Source organism: Schumannella soli, from assembly GCF_006517435.1.
GTDB lineage: Bacteria > Actinomycetota > Actinomycetes > Actinomycetales > Microbacteriaceae > Schumannella > Schumannella soli.
In genome coordinates this window covers 902,438-917,733 of sequence record NZ_VHQG01000001.1, presented here as the reverse complement: position 1 = coordinate 917,733, position 15,296 = coordinate 902,438, and the positions used below count along the sequence as shown (strand labels likewise).

The following is a 15,296-nucleotide window of genomic DNA, read 5'->3' as shown; positions in this document are numbered from 1 at the left end:
GCCTTCCTATCGGACGGGATTGCTGACTAATTTTGAGCAGTGCTCTCTGCTGACGAAGTGATCGACCAGATCCACGACGACGTTCGCGCGAACGACGAGCGCGCTGCGCGGATGCCGGCCTTCACCGCCGCGATCGACGCCGTGCGCGGCGTCGCCGTCTCCGCGGCCCGCGACATCCGGGTCGAGACCGACTCCACCGGACACGTCACCGGCATCGAGATCAGCGAGACCGCACTGACCGGCGGTGCCCGCAAGCTGTCACGCGAGATCCTGCAGACCATCAACGCCGCCGAGCTCGTCGCCAAGCGGAAGGCCGTGCAGAGTGTCGCCGAGCTGCTCGGCGACGACGACCCGATCACACTGCAGCTCGGCGCCGAGCTGAGTGCCCGCGAAGCCACCCTGACCCACCCGGCCGCCGCCGCATCCGGCGCGACCGCGACCATCGACCCGACGCGACCGGCACCCGGCACGCCGAGCGAGACCAGCATCAGCAGAGGGGAACGCAAGCAGTGACTGAGGAGATCGCACTCGACTTCGACAAGCTGCGGCAGCACGCCGCGCTCGTCGGCTCTGTGGCGGATGACGTCAGCAAGGCCATCGCATCGGTGAAGGGCGGCAACCTCGCCTCCGACGCCTTCGGCATCATGTGCGCCTTCCTGGTGCCCGAGACGCTCGCCATGACGGTCGCCGGCTCGGGGATGCTCGGCAGCAAGCAGTCGCTGCTGCTGCGCACCGCCGTCGAGCTCAAGCAGACGGCGTCCCAGTGGGAGCAGATCGAGACCGACGTCAAGGGCACCTACGACACGATCACGAAGGCGATGGACTGATGACCGCGGCAGCTGCGACCACGACCTCGCCCTTCAAGGGCAGCAACATCCTCAACGACGGCAAGGCCCTCTCGGCCGCCGTCAAGAACGGCAACTGGCTGGATGGCGGCATCGCGTTCCTGCAGGGTCTCGGCGACGCCGCCGCAGCCCTCAGCGACCCGATCGGCACGATCGTCAACTGCGGGCTCGGCTGGGTCATCAACCACCTCGGCCCGCTCAAGCAGTGGCTCGACAAGCTGGCGGGCAGCCAGTCGGCCGTACAGGCTTTCGCGAAGACGTGGACCCAGGCCGGCGACGTGATGCGCCAGGCCGGCGGCACCCTCGCCACCCGCCTCAAAGACCTCGAGGGGATGGCGGGCAAGACCGTCGACTCCTACCTCGCCTACGCCTCGGACGCGGCAGAGCACGTCGCCGCCTCCGGCGACTGGGCCGACTCGATCTCGAGCGGACTCAACACCGGCAGCGAGCTCGTCGCCAAGATGCAGAGCGTCGTCAAGCAGGGCATCTCGAGCGTGCTCGCGACCGCGATCGAGGCCATGGCCGTCGTCGCCGCCTCGTTCGGACTCGGCATCGGCTACGCCATCGCGCGCGTGGTGACGAAGGTGAACCAGATCGTCAACAAGGTCGTCAAGCCGATGCTGCAGGTGCTGCAGTCGGTCAAGTCGCTCGTCGGCGTCGTGCAGTCGTTCAAGCAGCTGTTCGGCGGCAGCGAGAAGCTGATGCAGAACATGGTCACGGTCAGCCCCGAGGCCCTCAAGCTCGCCGACACCAGCTACACCGACGCCTCGGCCGCGACGAAGCTCGGAGCGACCGGCGCCGAGAACCTCGCCACGGCCGGCGCGAAGGCCGACCGCGAGAACGCCGACCTGGTCAGCGCCGACGGCCCCATCTCGGGCGGGCAGGTGCACCTGGCGAACACCTTCGGCTCGGGCGGGGGCGTCGGCGTCAGTCTCGCCTCCGGCGGCGTCGGCGGCGGACTCGGGGCCGCGGGTTCCGGTGCGGGTCTGCTCGGCGGCGGAGCCGCCGCGGGTGCTGCCGCTCTCGCGAGTCGCGGCCTGGCGGGGACGATGGCGGGCGGCGGACTGCTCGGTCGCACCGCGGTCGCGGGCGGACCCACGGCCGGCGGCGCCGGCGCGGGAGCCCGCGGCGGCATGGGCATGATGGGCGGCGGACGCGGCGGCGACACCGGATCGCGGCTCGGACGCCGCGGCGGTCGCCGTCTCGACATCGAGATCATCCCCGACGACGACGACGAGCAGGCCTGACACTCGGGGCACCGCCTCGCGTCGCGTCGTCGCACGCGCGTCCGTTCAGCGCCCGGTCCGCTTCGGCGGCCGGGCGCTGCGGCGTTCTGCGTCGGGCGTACTCCGGCGACGACACAACTCAGGAGAAACGGCGTCAGACGAGGCGCGTGCCCCATCTGGCCACAGATCTCCTGAGTTGCGTCACCGGATCGGGGGCTGCGGGCGGGGCACGACCCGTCGGGCGGACGGCGGTGTGCCGACGAGACCGGTCAGGCGTGCGACGGGGGCGAGTAGACGAGCTGGCCGGTGATGAGTCCGCGCTCGCGACTCACGACCTGCGCACGCCCCGGCTCCGACGGGATCGGCTTGACCCGGCCGATCAGGGCGCCCTCCTCCGGATTGCCGCCGAGCAGGATGCCGGTGACGCCGAGGTCGGTGAAGCGCTGGATGATCGGGTCGTAGGCCGCTCGGCTCGCACCGCCGGAACGACGAGTCAGGATGACGTGGAGGCCCAGGTCGCCGGCCTGTGCGAGCAGCGGCTGCAGCACCGCGATCGGGTTGCCCTGGCTGGTCGCGACGAGGTCGTAGTCGTCGATGAGGATGAAGCCCTCGGCGCCCTTCCACCAGCTGCGCTCCCGCAGCTGGTCTGGCGTGACATCCGCCCCGGGGATGCGCGACGAGAAGAACGCCGACAGCTCGGCCATGCCGCCCGTCGCCATCTCGTGCGAGGTGAGGTAGGCGCCGACGTACTCCTGCGGCAGCTCGCCGAGCAGCGCGCGGCGGTAGTCGACGACGAAGAGCTTCGCCTCGTTGGGCCCGTAGAGGCGCGTGATCTCCTGGGCGATCCCGCGCAGGAACGACGACTTGCCGGTGCCGGCGTCGCCGTAGAGGAACAGGTGCGGCTCGCTGCGCGGGTCGATGCCGAACGGCGCGAGCGCCTGCTCGTCGACGCCGAGCAGCAGACGCGGGTACTGCGGGCCCGCCTGCTGGCGTGCCTCCTCGAGGCTCAGCAGCTTCGGCAGCAGACGCAGCTTCGGTCCGCGTGGGCCCGTCCACGCGGCGGAGATGCGCGCGATCAGGTCGTCGACGCCGTCGACGAGCTTCGCCGCATCCGCGATGCCGTCGATGCGCGGCACGGCGCCGAGCATCTGCAGGCCGCCGGGCGCGAGTCCGCGACCGGGCTGCCCCGCCGGCACGTTGATGGCGGCCTTGCGGGCGATCTCCGAGTCGCTCGGGTCGCCGAGGCGCAGCTCGAGCCGGGTCTGGATGAGGTCTTTCAGGTTCGAGCGGATGTCGAGCCAGCGGTTGGCGGTGACGATGAGGTGCACGCCGAAGCTGAGGCCCCGGGCGGCGATCGTGAGGATGGTCGGCTCGAGCAGCTCGTATTCGGTGCGCAGGGTCGACCAGCCGTCGACGATGAGGAAGACATCGCCGTAGCCGTCATCCACGACCCCCTGCGAGCGCCGCAGTCGATAGGTGTCGATCGAGTCGATGCCGTTCTCGCGGAAGTAGATCTCGCGCGCGTCGATGATGCCCTGCACCTCGGCGACCGTGCGGCGCACCGACTCCTGCTCGGTGCGGGTCGCGACGCCCGCGACGTGCGGCAGCTTCTGCAGACCGGTGAAGGTTCCGCCGCCGAAGTCGAGCACGTAGAACTGCAGCTCGAGCGGGGATGCGGTGAGCGACAGCGAGGTGACGAGCGAGCGCGCCATGGTCGACTTGCCGCTGAGCGGTCCGCCGACGATGGCCGCGTGTCCGGCGGCGCCGCCGAGCGTGACGGTGAGGCGCTCACGGCGCTGCTCGAGCGGCACGTCGACGATGCCGAGCGGCACCGTGAGCCCGCCGGCGGCGCGCCACGACGGCGACACGAGGCCGAGCTGCGGGTCGACGACGAGGTCGGACATCAGCTGGTCGAGCGACGGCGGCTCCTTGAGCGGCGGCAGCCAGACCTGGTGCGCCTCGGGGCCCTTGCCGGCCATGCGGTCGACGGCGATCTGGAAGGTGCTGCGCTCCTCTTCGGGCTCGCGCTGCACGAGGGCGTCGGGGTCGACCTCGGGCTCCGGCTCCTCGCCGGTCGCCGCGGCGGTGAAGATCTCGATCTCGGCCGCGATCTCGCCCGGGCCGCCCCCCGACGAACCGGACGTGATGCGACGCCGCGGCGGAGCACCGGAGACGTAGGCGGCGCGGAACTGCACGAGCTCGTCGGTGCCGACCTTGAGCAGGCCGACGCCGGGCTCCTGCGGCAGCGTGTAGGCGTCGGGCACCCCGATGACGGTGCGCGACTCGGCGGCCGAGAAGGTGCGCAGGCCGATGCGGTACGAGAGGTAGGTGTCGAGTCCGCGCAGCTTGCCCTCTTCGAGGCGCTGGGATGCGAGCAGCAGGTGCACCTGCAGCGAACGGCCGACGCGGCCGATGTTGACGAAGCTCTCGACGAACTCGGGCTTCGCGGCCAGCAGCTCGCTGAACTCGTCGGCGACGATCAGCAGCGCCGGCAGCGGGGCGAGGTCGGTGCGACCTCCGCGGCGCGCCTTCTCGTAGTCGGAGACGTTGGCGAAGTTGCCGGCGGCGCGCAGCAGCTCCTGGCGGCGCACGACCTCGCCCTGCAGCGCATCCTGGAACCGGTCGACGAGGGCGAGCTCGCTGCCGAGGTTGGTGATGATCGCCGAGACGTGCGGCATGTCGGCCATGCCGGCGAAGGTCGCACCTCCCTTGAAGTCGACGAGCACGAAGTTGAGCTGCTCGGAGCTGTGCGTGAGGGCGAGGGCGAGCACCAGGGTGCGCAGCACCTCCGACTTGCCCGAGCCGGTCGCGCCGATGAGCACGCCGTGCGGGCCCATGCCCTGCTGCGCGGCCTCCTTGATGTCGAGCACGAGCGGTACGCCGTTCGTGTCCTGTCCGATCGGCACGCGCAGCCGGTCGCGCTCGAGTCGCGGCGACCAGACCCGGTCGTAGTCGATCTCGCGCACATCCGGCATGCCCAGCAGCTCGACGAGCTCGGCCTGACCCGAGAGGGCGACCTCGGCACCGGTGGCGGCACCCGCGTTCGCGAGCGGCATGAGCCGGCGTGCGGTCGCCTCGGCCTCGGCGATCGAGACGGTGTCGGGGGTGAAGCGGTCGGCGAGACGGCCGAGCGCCACGACCTCGGCCGGCGCGGCGGCGCGCACGTCGCCGGCGAGGGCGAGGCGCAGCGTCAGGGCGTCGTCGAGCTCGTTCCAGCGGGCGGGCAGGTCGAGCACCGTGACCCCCTGCATCCCGTCGGCGCCCACGACGGGCGAGTCGTTCGGCAGGCGGGCGCCGTCGACGAGCAGCAGCACGTGCGGCATCTCACGGCCCGCTCCGCCGCCGGCGACGAAGCGCGGCCGCTCGCGCAGATCGGCGGGCAGCAGATCTTCGAGGTCGGCGAGGTCGGCGCCGATCATGCGGGCCGCCCCGAGTCGGTCGGAGCTGCGCACCGAGTGCGTGTGCGGCAGCCACTTCGTCCACTCCCAGAGCGGCAGCTGTGCGGGACCGGCGAGCACCGCGATCTGCAGGCTCTCGGGATCGTGCAGGGTCGCGAGGCCGAGCACCATCGAGCGGGCGAGCGAGCGCACCGCCTCCTCGTCGGCGCCGGTGACCTCGACGCGGGCGTAGTCGCCGAGATCGACCGCGAGCGGCAGGCGGGGCTGCACCTCGTGGGTGAGCATGAAGCGGTGGGCCGCTGACGCGGCGACCGGATCGAGCTGCGCGAGCGGCGGCAGGTCGGGGGCCTCGAGGGTGATGCAGAGCGGCTGATCGGCGACGCCGATGCGGGTGTGCAGGAAGTCGTCGTCGCCGCCGGACCGCTCCCAGACGCGGGTGCGCTCATCCGCCATGAAGGGCAGCACGGAAGGGGCGGGGTTCACCCAGTTGCCGTGCCGGCGCTGCTGGCGGGCGGCCGTGCGCACGGTGTCGCGCAGCTCCTTCAGGTACGCGAGGTACTCGCGCCGGTTCTCGAGAACGGATGCGGCCCGCTGCGAGCGCTGTCGCCATCCGTTCACGGCGACGAAGCCGAGTGACGAGAGCAGGAACATGCCGCCCGTGATGAGGCCGGTGGCGTTCTGCTGCGAGAACGTGATCATGACGATCGAGCCGATGCTGCCGAGCATGGGCAGCGCCGACATCAGCACACCGCCGGCGCCCTCGCTCGGAGCGAGCTCGGGCGGCGGCTGCACCTGCACGGTGCCGCTGGGCACGCGGGGCGGCGCGAGCCGGGGTCCTCTGCTCACTCGGGATCCTCCAGAAGCGTGCTGATCGTGAAGACGCGGTTGCCGAGCCGCACGCGGGCGCCGTCGTCGACGGGCGTGCGCACGCCGGGCGCGAGGCGCTCGGCCTCGCCGGTCTCATCGACCAGGAAGGTGCCGTTGGTCGAGCCCGAGTCGGTGACCCAGGTGCCCTGGCGGGTGAGCTCGAGTCGGGCGTGGCCCTTCGAGACGGTCGATTCGGGATCGCGCACGGCGACCGCGATCTCGAGGGCGTCGTCGGCGCTCGGGTTGCGGCCGAGCAGCACGGTCGCCGGGATGGGCGCCTGCTCCTGCTGGCCGGTGTCGAAGGTGAGCACGACGCGGGCACGACCGCGCAGCTCGGTCAGGGTGAGCTCGGTGTGCCAGTCGCCGGGCGCGCCGCGACCCGGGCTCGCGTCGGCGGGAGGGGAGGCCGAGTCGGGCGGCAGCGAGTAGGCGACGCGTCCGCCCGCACCCTGGCGGTCGCCGGCCGGGGCGGGGTGAGCCGGGGCGCCCGGCTGGGGTGCGGTTGCGGGCGTTCCCGGCTGGCCGGCACCGGGTTGGAGCGCGGCCGGCGGCACGGGTGCGGATGCGGTGGGCGGCGCGATGCCGGGGGGCGGCGCGACCGCGTTCGGCGGCGCGGCGGGCGGCGCCTGCTGCGAGAGGGTCTGCTGCTCGACCGGCTGCTGCGGGAACGGCCGCTGCGCGGGGATCGGCTCGGACGGCGAGGCGCCACCCGGCTGTCCGGGCGCGCGCGCGGGCGGCGGGGTCGCCGGAGTCGGCGGGGCGACAGGAGGCTGAGCGGCGGGATGCTGAGCGGCGGCCGGCGGGTCGGCGTCGGGTTGCGCGGGTGTCGGCTGCGCCGCTCCCGGCTGAGCGCCGCCGAGCGGCACCATGCCCGGCGTGACCAGCCCGGGCATCGGCGCGATCGCGCCGGGCACGCCGCCCGGCTGGGCGACGGGCACGGAGCCCGTGGCGGGGACCCCGCCGAGCCCCGACGCGGGGTCGAGCGAGAGCGGCACCGCCGTGGACGCGAGAGCCGGTGCCGCGGCCGGCATCCCCGGCGCCGACGACGAACCGGGTGCGGCGGCCGGACGACCGCCGTGCAGCTGCTGTGCGGCGGCGCCGCGGGCGCGCTTCGGCACCGCGACGACGACGGTGCCGGCGGCGAGGTCGCCCCACGAGCGACGTCGGCCGGAGCCGTCGAAGGCCGCCGTGATCTCGACGAACCAGGCGCCGATCCCGCCGACGAGCCAGCCGGCGGAGGTGATGACGCCGCGCAGCAGCGAGCGTCCGAGCCCCGGTGACCACGGACGGTCGAGGCGGGCGACGCGGATGCGCAGCAGCAGGTTGCCGATGCCGAGCCCGGTGCGCGCCTGCAGCACCACGAGTCCGAGCAGCACCTCGGCGACGATCACCGCGGTGAGAACCGGCGAGCGCAGCAGCAGCTGGGCGGCCACGCCGACGGCCGCCACCACGATGACGTCGACCGTGAAGGCCGCGAGGCGGGCTCCGACGCCGGCCGTGCGCTGACCGTGGACGATGCCGCGAAGGTCGGCGACGGCCGCGGGTGCACCCCGTGTCGGCGTCGGTGGACCCGGGGTCCCCGGATACGGGCCGGCCGGCGTGATGCCCGCGCCGGGTGCGCCCGGGGCAGTGGCGAGACCTCCCGGCGCGCCCGGCATGACCGGGGCGCCCGGCGGCGCGGCCGCGACGACGCCGTGCGGCGCGACGACGAGTGGTGCGCTCTGCGCCTGCTGGGGCGAACCGCAGTAGACGCAGCGGGCGCTGCCCGGCGGCAGCGGCTGGCGGCAGTTCCAGCAGGTCTGGCCGCCGGCGGAGGTCGTCGGCGCGCTCATGAGGTCATCATCCCTCGCAGCAGGTCGATCACGCCCGCGGCGAGCAGCCCGGCGGGCAGGGCGAGGGCGACGGTCATGCCCTCGAGCACGTCGGCGAAACGCGACCACGACAGCGAGCGTGCGCCGCGCGAGATCGGGATGACGGCGGCGCCCGTCGCGACGCCCGCGCCGAGCGCGACGGCCGCGATGAGCAGCACCCAGCCGACGTCGCCGAGGCGGGTGATGGCCACGACCCCGGTGCCGATCACCACGAGGGCGGCGGCGCGCGGAAGCCACTGCAGGGCCGGCACCGCATAACGGCGCGCCCCGAAGATCAGCGCCAGGGCGACGCAGACGAGCAGCCCGATCTGGCCGCCGAGCACGATGCCGTCGCGCGAGAACCCCGACACCGCGGTCGGCGCTCCGAGCGCCGCCGCCGTGCAGACGATCGCGGTGCCGACGAGCAGACGGGCGGATGACGCATCCACGAGTCCCCGCACGGCCGCGAGCCGCACCGAGACACCCGGCTCGGGCAGCTGCTGCCGCACCGACCAGCGCGTCGTCTGGTAGCGCTCGTAGTCGATGAACATGCCCGGCGGCACGTCGAGCAGGGTCGTCGGCAGGATGCGCAGGGCGACCGGGGTGAGACCGAGCGTCAGCGCCGACGCGGCCGTCGCGTCCAGCCCGACCAGCAGGGTGAGGCCCCAGATGCCCGCGAGCACGAGCAGCAGCACGGTGCCGGTGGCGACACCGGCGCGCATCGAGCCGGAGCGGGCCAGCAGGGCGAGCAGCCCGGCGACGACCGCGGCGGCGAGCAGTCCGGTGAGCACGGCGGCCTGCGTCGTCGCGGCCGGCAGCAGCGGAACCGCGCCGACCCCCGCCGCGAAGGCGAAGGCGAGCGGCGCGACGGCCGAGACGATGCCGGTATGCCGGGAGGTCGCGACGGCGCTGGCGATCGCGCTCAGCGCGAGCACGCCGGTCGCGACGAGGCGCGCCATCGGGTCGAGCGAGCCGGGCAGCAGGAGCGCGAGCACGGCGGCGAGGATGCCGGCCGTCGCCGCGATCCAGGTGATCGACGAGGTGCTCGTGACCGTCTCGGTGCGGTCGCGGCGCCGACGCGGGGCGACGACCCGCTCGCCCAGGTCGATGACGGCGAGCACGTCGCCGTCGCCGAGGCTGCCGATCTCGCGGTCGAGCTCGATCTCCGCGCCGGACGGGCTGACGAGCATCCGCCCCTCGCCGACGGCGTCGACGCCGAGGCGGTGCAGCACGCTGTCGAGGCGCGCGCTCAGCGGCAGGGAGAGATCCCAGCGTTCGGCGCCGTCGATGATCGCGATGCGGCGCCGCTCCTCGGTCGCGGACGGCACTTGATGATTATTCACGTCGGAACGACTGCGGGCGAACCCGGCGGTCGCGATGTCATCCCTGCTCGGTGAAGCGCTTCGCCGACGACTTGTCGCTGGAGACGTATCCGGCGGCGATTGCCTCGGTGCTCCGGCCGATCTGGCCGAGGATGCTCGTCATGTCGTTGATCGAGACCGACCAGCTGCGCTGCGCCTCGGTGTACGCCTGACGTGCCGCGCCATCCCAGTTCGCCTCGAGCGCGCGCACGCGCTGTTCGAGGTCGCCGAGCACGCCGGCGAGGTGACGGCTCTCCTGACCGAGCGAGGCCGCGACCTCGCGCAGGGTCTCGGGGGTGACCGAGAAGCTGCCGTTGGCGATGTCGCTCATCACTGTCCTCCCATGAGGCTGCCGAGCCCCTTGATGGTCTGCTGGTGCGACTCCTCGGTCGCCGCCTGGTCGCGCTCGGTGGCGCGCAGCGACTCCTCGAAGTGCGCGAGGGTGTTCTGCAGCTTCTGCACGTCGGCGTTCCACCGCTGCATGAGCTGGTCGTGCGACTTGGCGGCGTCGCCGACCCAGGCGCCCTGCAGGGTGTCGAGGTGGCCCTGGATGCGACGCACGGTCGCGGTGACGTCGTCGTGCGCGCGGCGGGCGGCCTCGGCTCCGTCGCGCAGCGCCCCCTCGGTGGCGGAGATCTTGTCGGCCATCAGCTCAGTGCTCCCTCATCGTCACCCGACGCGCGTCCCCCGGCGCCGGCGGACGCCGACCGCGGCGTCGCATCCTCATCTTCATCGATCTTCGGGGCGAGCGGGCCGCCCATGCCGCGGCCGGACTTCTTGCCGTTCGATCCGCCGCCGCCGGCTCCGCCGCCGCCCATCATGTTGTTGGTCGCGCCGCCGCGGCCCTCGCCGGCCGCACCCGCTGCGCCACCGGCCGCTCCCGCACTGCCGCGGGTGCTGCCGCCCATGAGCCCGCGCCCGGAGTCGGCGGTCGCGCCGGCGCCGCCGCGTCCGCCGCCGACGCCCCGACCACCGGCACCGGCCCCGGCGCCGCCCATGACGCCGCTGACTCCGCCGCCGCCGAGACCGGCGAGGCGACCGGCCGCCGCACCGCCGAGGCCCGCGAGCTTGCCCGCGCCGAGCGCCGCCGCGGCGCCGAGGCCGCCGCCGAGCGCAGCGCCGCCGAGCCCGCCGCCCAGACCCCCGCCGAGACCGCCGCCCAGCCCGCCGCCGAGCCCGCTGCCGATCGTGGTCGATCCGCCGCCGAGCGAGCCATCAGCCGTCACGGGGGGCTGCAGCGTCGTCGGGCCGGTCCACGAGCCGTCGCCGGAGCCGACGGTGTGATCGATGAGCGAGCCCGGCTTCGCGCTGCCGACATCGGTCGCGGTGGGATACGCCGGCTTCGCGCCGCTGCCGCTCGCCGACGAACCTGTCGTGCTGCCGTTCGGTCCGCGCGTGTTCGTGGAGGACGATGTCGACCCGTCCGTCGTGCCGTCGTCGATCACCCTGTCGCGCGGATCCTGCCATTCCTGGCCGTTCACCTGATCCGCCGTCGCCTGATCGATCGTGCTGCTCGCCGCATCGACCGCAGCGCGAGCAGCCGCTTCCCGTTGACTGCTCATCCAGCTGTTGATCGCGCCGATCGCCGCCTCGCCGGCGATGACGGTGATGGGGCCGAAGTGGATCGCAGTCCCGATCTCGACACCGCGCACGATGCCGGTGACGGTCGAGCTCATCTCGCCATCCGGCAACTCTCTGAGCGCCTTCTCTGCAGCCTTTCTCGCATCGTTCGCCGTGCCGACGTTCGTGTCGACGACGCCGAGGTCGTCGAGCAGCTTCTCCGCGGTCTTGTAGATGCGGAGAAGACTCGCGGTGGCCGCGGTCGACGACTCTCCCTTCAGCCCGTGCTGACTGGGATCGCTGAGGGTGTCGACGATGGGCATCAGCGCCTCGAGCTGACTGGCGAGTGCGGCCGTTCCGGCCACGCTCCAGTCGCGGCTCCGGTCCGCCAGCGCGATGAGCTGCTTCTCGTATTCGCCCGTCATCTCGTTCCTCCTCCAGATGCGCTGCCGCGACGCGACAGCACGACGATCACGACGACCACACCGGCGACGAGCACCAGTCCGCCGAGCACTCCCACCACGACGAGGCCGATCCCGATCGGCGTGAGAGTTCCGCTCTTGGACGGTTCAGCGGAATGAGAACTGTCGGATCCCGCATCACCGCCCCCGACGAGCGAGGCCTTCTCCTGCGCGACGTCGTCCTCGGTGGGAACGCCGGAATGGTTCGGCTCGTCCATCAGCGGGTTCTCGTCGGCGTACTGAGTCGGATCGACACGCAGCATCCGCGTCGCCGATGCGGCGCCGTAGCCATAACCGTTCGACGACCGGCGCAGCTCATGGTCGTCGGTGCCGGTGTTGCGGATGAGCGATTGAAGCAGCTGGTTCCCTGTCGCCTTCGGGTACTTCTGAGCGACGAGCGCCACCATCCCCGCGACGAGGGGCGTCGCGAGCGAGCTGCCGCCGAGGCGCACCGAATTGTCGCCCCACGACAGGGTCGGTGTGACCGCGGCCTGCGACGAGAAGCTCCACCCTGCTGCGACCACCGTCGTGTAGTCGAATGCGACCTCGGTGCCGTCGTCCTGAGTCTGCAGCGAGCCGTCCTGCTTGAACGCGTTCACGCTGACGACGCCGTTGGCGCGTTCGGGGAAGTCACCCGAAGCGCGCCCGGCGACGTTCGGATTGGCTGCGACGATGATCACCCCGCGAGCCAGCGCCTGGGTGATCGAGTAGACATCGCCGTCGTACTGGTTCACCGAGCCCTGCGAGATCGAGATGATCCGATTCCCATCCGCGACGGCCTGCCGGATGGCGAGGCCGAGATTGGTGTAGTCCCGGCCGTCGATCTTCTTCCGGCATCCCGAATCGGCAGGGCCGACGGAGTAGAAATCGAGATCGACATCGGGGGCGATGCCGCGCACCGAGCCGGGTCCGGTGCCGTTGCCGATGAGCAGGGCGGTCACGTCGGAGCCGTGCACCGTCGACGCGGTCGCTTCAGTCGATGCCGCGGGAGCTCCGCAGACATCGGGTTCGTGCACGTCGAGATGTGTCCCCTGGAAGACAGCCAGGTCGGAATTGATCCCGTTGTCGATGACGGCCACCTTCACGCCCGCGCCGGTGATCCCCGACGCCTGCGCCGCGGGGATGCTGTACTTCTCGAACCACCAGTTGCCGTCGTCGGCGAATGCTGCCGGTACGGGGCCGCCGATCACGAGCACTGCACCGGCGGCCGATACTGCTATCGCACGCCTCACGCCGATCCTGCCGAGGTGACGCGCTCGCCCAGCCGTCGCCCTGACAGGTCGGCGCCAGGCTGACGCGAGCCCCCGTTCCGATCTCACTGGATGCGCCCGCCAGTCAGCTGACGCCAGCGGCGTCGGCCTTGTCGTCGGCGGTCGAGTCCGCATCGGTCCCGTCAGCGTTCGATGCTGTGCCCTCACCGGAAGCGGGGGACGGCCGCGCTGCCGCGGCGTCGAGCATGGCGAGGAACTTCTTCGACTCGTCGGCCGAGATCCGATTCTGCTCGAGTAGCTGCTTCGCCGCCTCGCGCAGGGCGTCGGAGTTCACCGTCAGATCGGCGCGCAGCGTGTCGGTGGTCGTGGCCACCGCCTGCACTGCCGAGGTGAGCCAGGAGTGGAACCGCTTCTCGTCCTTCACGCCGTTGCTGCCGCTGATGGTGTCGATGACGTCCTGACCGGTCGAGATCCCTTGGCTCGAGAGCGTCAGCTTGCGCAGGTTGTAGAGCAAGGTCTCGAGGTCGAGCGCGATGTTGGACGCGGCCATGTGCGGAGCCTTCGGTGTGAGCGGGCGGATGGAGACGATGATGCCGCGCGAACGGGCCGCCGCCGGATGGCGACGGCCCGCAGCGCGGCGAATCAGGTCAGACCGAGAAGCGGCCGGCCGACGAGTTGTCGCTCTGGGTGTACTGCTGCGCGATCTCCTCGGTCTTGCCGGCGATCTGCTGCAGGAGGCTGTTGAGCTCGTTGACCGACTGGGTCCACTTGCGCTGGGCCTCGTCGTAGGCCTGCTGAGCGGAGCCGCTCCACGAGCCGCGCAGCTTGCCGACCTCGCTGTCGAGGTCGTCGAGCTTCGACTGGATGCCGGAGGCGCCACCGCGGATCTGGCCCGAGAGGGCGACGACCTGGGCGGGCTTGACGGACATGCTTTCCATGGGGATCCCTTACCTTTCCTGGCTCAGCCGGTGTCTCAGGCGCCCATCAGCGAGCCGAGGCCCGAGATGGTCTGCTTGTGCGACTCTTCGGTGGCGTTCTGGTCCTTCTCGGTGCCGCCGAGGGCGTCTTCGAGGGTGATCAGCACGTTGTTGAGCTTGCTGGTCTCGTTGTCCCAGCGGGTGAGGAGCTGGTTGAACGCGACGGCGGCGCTGCCCGACCAGTAGCCGGAGACCTGCTCGATCTCGCCACGGAGCTTCTTCACCTCCTGGTCGATACCGGCCTTGGCGGTGCCGACCGCCTGGGCTCCGCGCTTGAGTGCGCCTTCTTCGGCCGCGATGACATCTGCCACAGCATTCCCCTTGTCTGAGATGGTGTCGACATGCTGCTCTGCCCCCGAAAGGGGGGTCTTGGCAACACGGATGACGCAAGGCTATGCGCTCACCGCATTATCGACAAGACCTCGGAACCGGGGATTCACCCACCGGCTACCCCCTGGTCGAGGGACGCCGCCGGGAGAGCAGCACGATCAGCACGATCACCCCGGCGATCACGATGAGACCGCCGACTGCTCCGAGAGCGATGAGCTCTGTCGGGATCGGCGACGTCGTCCCTGGCTGCTCGGCACCGTCGGAGCGCCCCGACTCTGGGCTGGCCTGAGCCTCATGGTCCGTCTTCACTTCGGCCGCGACATCCGCCTTCGTCGGCTGACCCAGGTGATCGGGTTCGTCCATCAGTGGATTCTCGTCCGGGTACCGAGTCGGGTCGACGCGGAGCATGTGCGTCACCGACGCGGTTCCGTAGCCGTAGCCGTCGTCCGACCGCAGCAGCTCGTGATCCTCGCCAGCGACGATCCGGCGATGCGCACCGCGTTGTCGCCCCACGCGATCGCGGGCTTGACCGCCGCCTGCGACGAGAAGCCCCATCCTCCTGCGACGACGGTCGTCGACCGGAACGCGGCGACGCCGCCCCCGCCCTGCGTCTGCAGGGATCCGTCTTCCTTGATCGCGTTAACGCTCACGACGCCGTTCGCCCGATGGGGGAACGGGCTCGTCGTCTCGATCGTCGAGTTCTCGCCGCCCGCGACGATCACGATCCCGCGCGCGAGCGCCTGGGTCACGGCGTGGATGTCGCCGTCGTTCTGCGCCGAGCTCACCAGCGAGATCGAGATCACGCGGTTGCCGTCAGCGACGGCCTGACGGATCGCTCTGCCGATAGCCGAGTAGGTGCGCCCGCCGATCTCCGTGTTGCAGGAGCTGCTCGAGCCGGCCTCAGAGCCCGCATCGATTCCGTAGAAGGTCACAGCAGCACCAGGAGCCGCGCCGCGGACGGCGCCCGGCCCGGTTCCATTGCCGACCAGAAGCGCGGTCACATCCGACCCGTGAACCGAGTCCGTGGTGGCGGTCGTCGTCGCTGCCGGCCCACCGCAGAAGGCCGGCTCGTGCACCGTGAGGTCGGCTCCCTGGAAGACCGCGAGGTCGGGGTTGATCGCCGAGTCGATGACGCCGATCTCGACCCCCGAGCAGGCGAAGCGGACGCGCTGCGCGCAGCTGGTCCGTCGATCGGCCGAGCCGCGCATCC

At 71.9% G+C, this 15,296-nt stretch carries 15 protein-coding genes; 3 read left to right on the top strand and 12 right to left on the bottom strand.

From position 1 onward, the window contains the following. Window positions 1-57 precede the first annotated feature (57 nt). Genes FJ657_RS04160 through FJ657_RS04150 form a run of 3 tightly spaced genes read left to right on the top strand, consistent with a single transcriptional unit; the run spans window position 58 to window position 2,092 of the window. Window positions 58-513 (top strand): YbaB/EbfC family nucleoid-associated protein, encoded by a 456-nt coding sequence (locus FJ657_RS04160; RefSeq protein ID WP_141162373.1) that lies wholly within the window; start codon window positions 58-60, stop codon window positions 511-513. After that, window positions 510-827 carry a type VII secretion target gene (locus FJ657_RS04155; RefSeq protein WP_141162372.1) on the top strand — a complete coding sequence of 106 codons (318 nt, stop codon included), beginning with the start codon at window positions 510-512 and terminating at the stop codon, window positions 825-827. Before FJ657_RS04160 ends, FJ657_RS04155 begins: the two co-directional genes overlap by 4 nt. Next, on the top strand, window positions 827-2,092 hold the full coding sequence (locus FJ657_RS04150; protein WP_141162371.1) for a hypothetical protein: 1,266 nt from the start codon (window positions 827-829) through the stop codon (window positions 2,090-2,092). The genes FJ657_RS04155 and FJ657_RS04150 overlap by 1 nt, the downstream gene beginning before the upstream one ends. 248 nt (window positions 2,093-2,340) lie before the next feature. Here FJ657_RS04150 and eccCa read toward each other — a convergent pair whose 3' ends face one another. From eccCa to FJ657_RS04090, 12 genes are all read right to left on the bottom strand, one after another. After that, complete coding sequence (gene eccCa / locus FJ657_RS04145) at window positions 2,341-6,315, bottom strand: type VII secretion protein EccCa (RefSeq protein WP_141162370.1); 3,975 nt, start codon at window positions 6,313-6,315, stop codon at window positions 2,341-2,343. Then, window positions 6,312-8,168 (bottom strand): FHA domain-containing protein, encoded by a 1,857-nt coding sequence (locus FJ657_RS04140; RefSeq protein WP_141162369.1) that lies wholly within the window; start codon window positions 8,166-8,168, stop codon window positions 6,312-6,314. Before FJ657_RS04140 ends, eccCa begins: the two co-directional genes overlap by 4 nt. After that, the gene (locus FJ657_RS04135; protein WP_141162368.1) at window positions 8,165-9,514 is read right to left on the bottom strand and encodes a hypothetical protein; all 1,350 of its coding nucleotides are present in this window, start codon (window positions 9,512-9,514) and stop codon (window positions 8,165-8,167) included. The genes FJ657_RS04140 and FJ657_RS04135 overlap by 4 nt, the downstream gene beginning before the upstream one ends. A gap of 52 nt (window positions 9,515-9,566) precedes the next feature. Next, window positions 9,567-9,878, bottom strand: coding sequence for a WXG100 family type VII secretion target (locus FJ657_RS04130; protein ID WP_141162367.1), 312 nt, complete (start codon window positions 9,876-9,878; stop codon window positions 9,567-9,569). Beyond that, entirely contained in the window at window positions 9,878-10,195 is a 318-nt protein-coding gene (locus tag FJ657_RS04125) for a WXG100 family type VII secretion target (RefSeq protein ID WP_141162366.1), read from the bottom strand. Before FJ657_RS04125 ends, FJ657_RS04130 begins: the two co-directional genes overlap by 1 nt. Beyond that, window positions 10,195-11,532: a hypothetical protein gene (locus tag FJ657_RS17480; protein WP_141162365.1), complete on the bottom strand. Its 1,338-nt coding sequence runs from the start codon at window positions 11,530-11,532 to the stop codon at window positions 10,195-10,197. Before FJ657_RS17480 ends, FJ657_RS04125 begins: the two co-directional genes overlap by 1 nt. Next, a complete protein-coding gene (locus tag FJ657_RS04115; protein ID WP_181408859.1) occupies window positions 11,529-12,800 on the bottom strand; it encodes a S8 family serine peptidase in 1,272 nt (423 codons plus the stop codon). The genes FJ657_RS17480 and FJ657_RS04115 overlap by 4 nt, the downstream gene beginning before the upstream one ends. Window positions 12,801-12,903: 103 nt before the next feature. Beyond that, a complete protein-coding gene (locus FJ657_RS04110) occupies window positions 12,904-13,329 on the bottom strand; it encodes a hypothetical protein (protein ID WP_141162363.1) in 426 nt (141 codons plus the stop codon). Window positions 13,330-13,426: 97 nt separating this feature from the next. Next, window positions 13,427-13,717, bottom strand: coding sequence for a WXG100 family type VII secretion target (locus FJ657_RS04105; RefSeq protein WP_255447129.1), 291 nt, complete (start codon window positions 13,715-13,717; stop codon window positions 13,427-13,429). A gap of 35 nt (window positions 13,718-13,752) precedes the next feature. Next, window positions 13,753-14,067 carry a WXG100 family type VII secretion target gene (locus FJ657_RS04100; protein WP_141162362.1) on the bottom strand — a complete coding sequence of 105 codons (315 nt, stop codon included), beginning with the start codon at window positions 14,065-14,067 and terminating at the stop codon, window positions 13,753-13,755. A gap of 136 nt (window positions 14,068-14,203) precedes the next feature. After that, window positions 14,204-14,494 (bottom strand): EGFR-like transmembrane domain-containing protein, encoded by a 291-nt coding sequence (locus FJ657_RS04095; RefSeq protein ID WP_141162361.1) that lies wholly within the window; start codon window positions 14,492-14,494, stop codon window positions 14,204-14,206. Between the two features lie 5 nt (window positions 14,495-14,499). Continuing rightward, window positions 14,500-15,294, bottom strand: coding sequence for a S8 family serine peptidase (locus tag FJ657_RS04090; RefSeq protein WP_141162360.1), 795 nt, complete (start codon window positions 15,292-15,294; stop codon window positions 14,500-14,502). Window positions 15,295-15,296: the final 2 nt, after the last annotated feature.

Excerpts from the sequence above, each read along its gene's own strand:
- FJ657_RS04150 (WP_141162371.1), top strand. The coding sequence starts at position 827 with ATGACCGCGGCAGCTGCGACCACGACCTCGCCCTTCAAGGGCAGCAAC.
- FJ657_RS04105 (WP_255447129.1), bottom strand. The coding sequence starts at position 13,717 with ATGGAAAGCATGTCCGTCAAGCCCGCCCAGGTCGTCGCCCTCTCGGGC.
- FJ657_RS04095 (WP_141162361.1), bottom strand. The coding sequence starts at position 14,494 with ATGCTCCGCGTCGACCCGACTCGGTACCCGGACGAGAATCCACTGATG.
- FJ657_RS17480 (WP_141162365.1), bottom strand. The coding sequence starts at position 11,532 with ATGACGGGCGAATACGAGAAGCAGCTCATCGCGCTGGCGGACCGGAGC.
- FJ657_RS04110 (WP_141162363.1), bottom strand. The coding sequence starts at position 13,329 with ATGGCCGCGTCCAACATCGCGCTCGACCTCGAGACCTTGCTCTACAAC.
- FJ657_RS04130 (WP_141162367.1), bottom strand. The coding sequence starts at position 9,878 with ATGAGCGACATCGCCAACGGCAGCTTCTCGGTCACCCCCGAGACCCTG.
- FJ657_RS04140 (WP_141162369.1), bottom strand. The coding sequence starts at position 8,168 with ATGAGCGCGCCGACGACCTCCGCCGGCGGCCAGACCTGCTGGAACTGC.
- FJ657_RS04125 (WP_141162366.1), bottom strand. The coding sequence starts at position 10,195 with ATGGCCGACAAGATCTCCGCCACCGAGGGGGCGCTGCGCGACGGAGCC.
- FJ657_RS04090 (WP_141162360.1), bottom strand. The coding sequence starts at position 15,294 with ATGCGCGGCTCGGCCGATCGACGGACCAGCTGCGCGCAGCGCGTCCGC.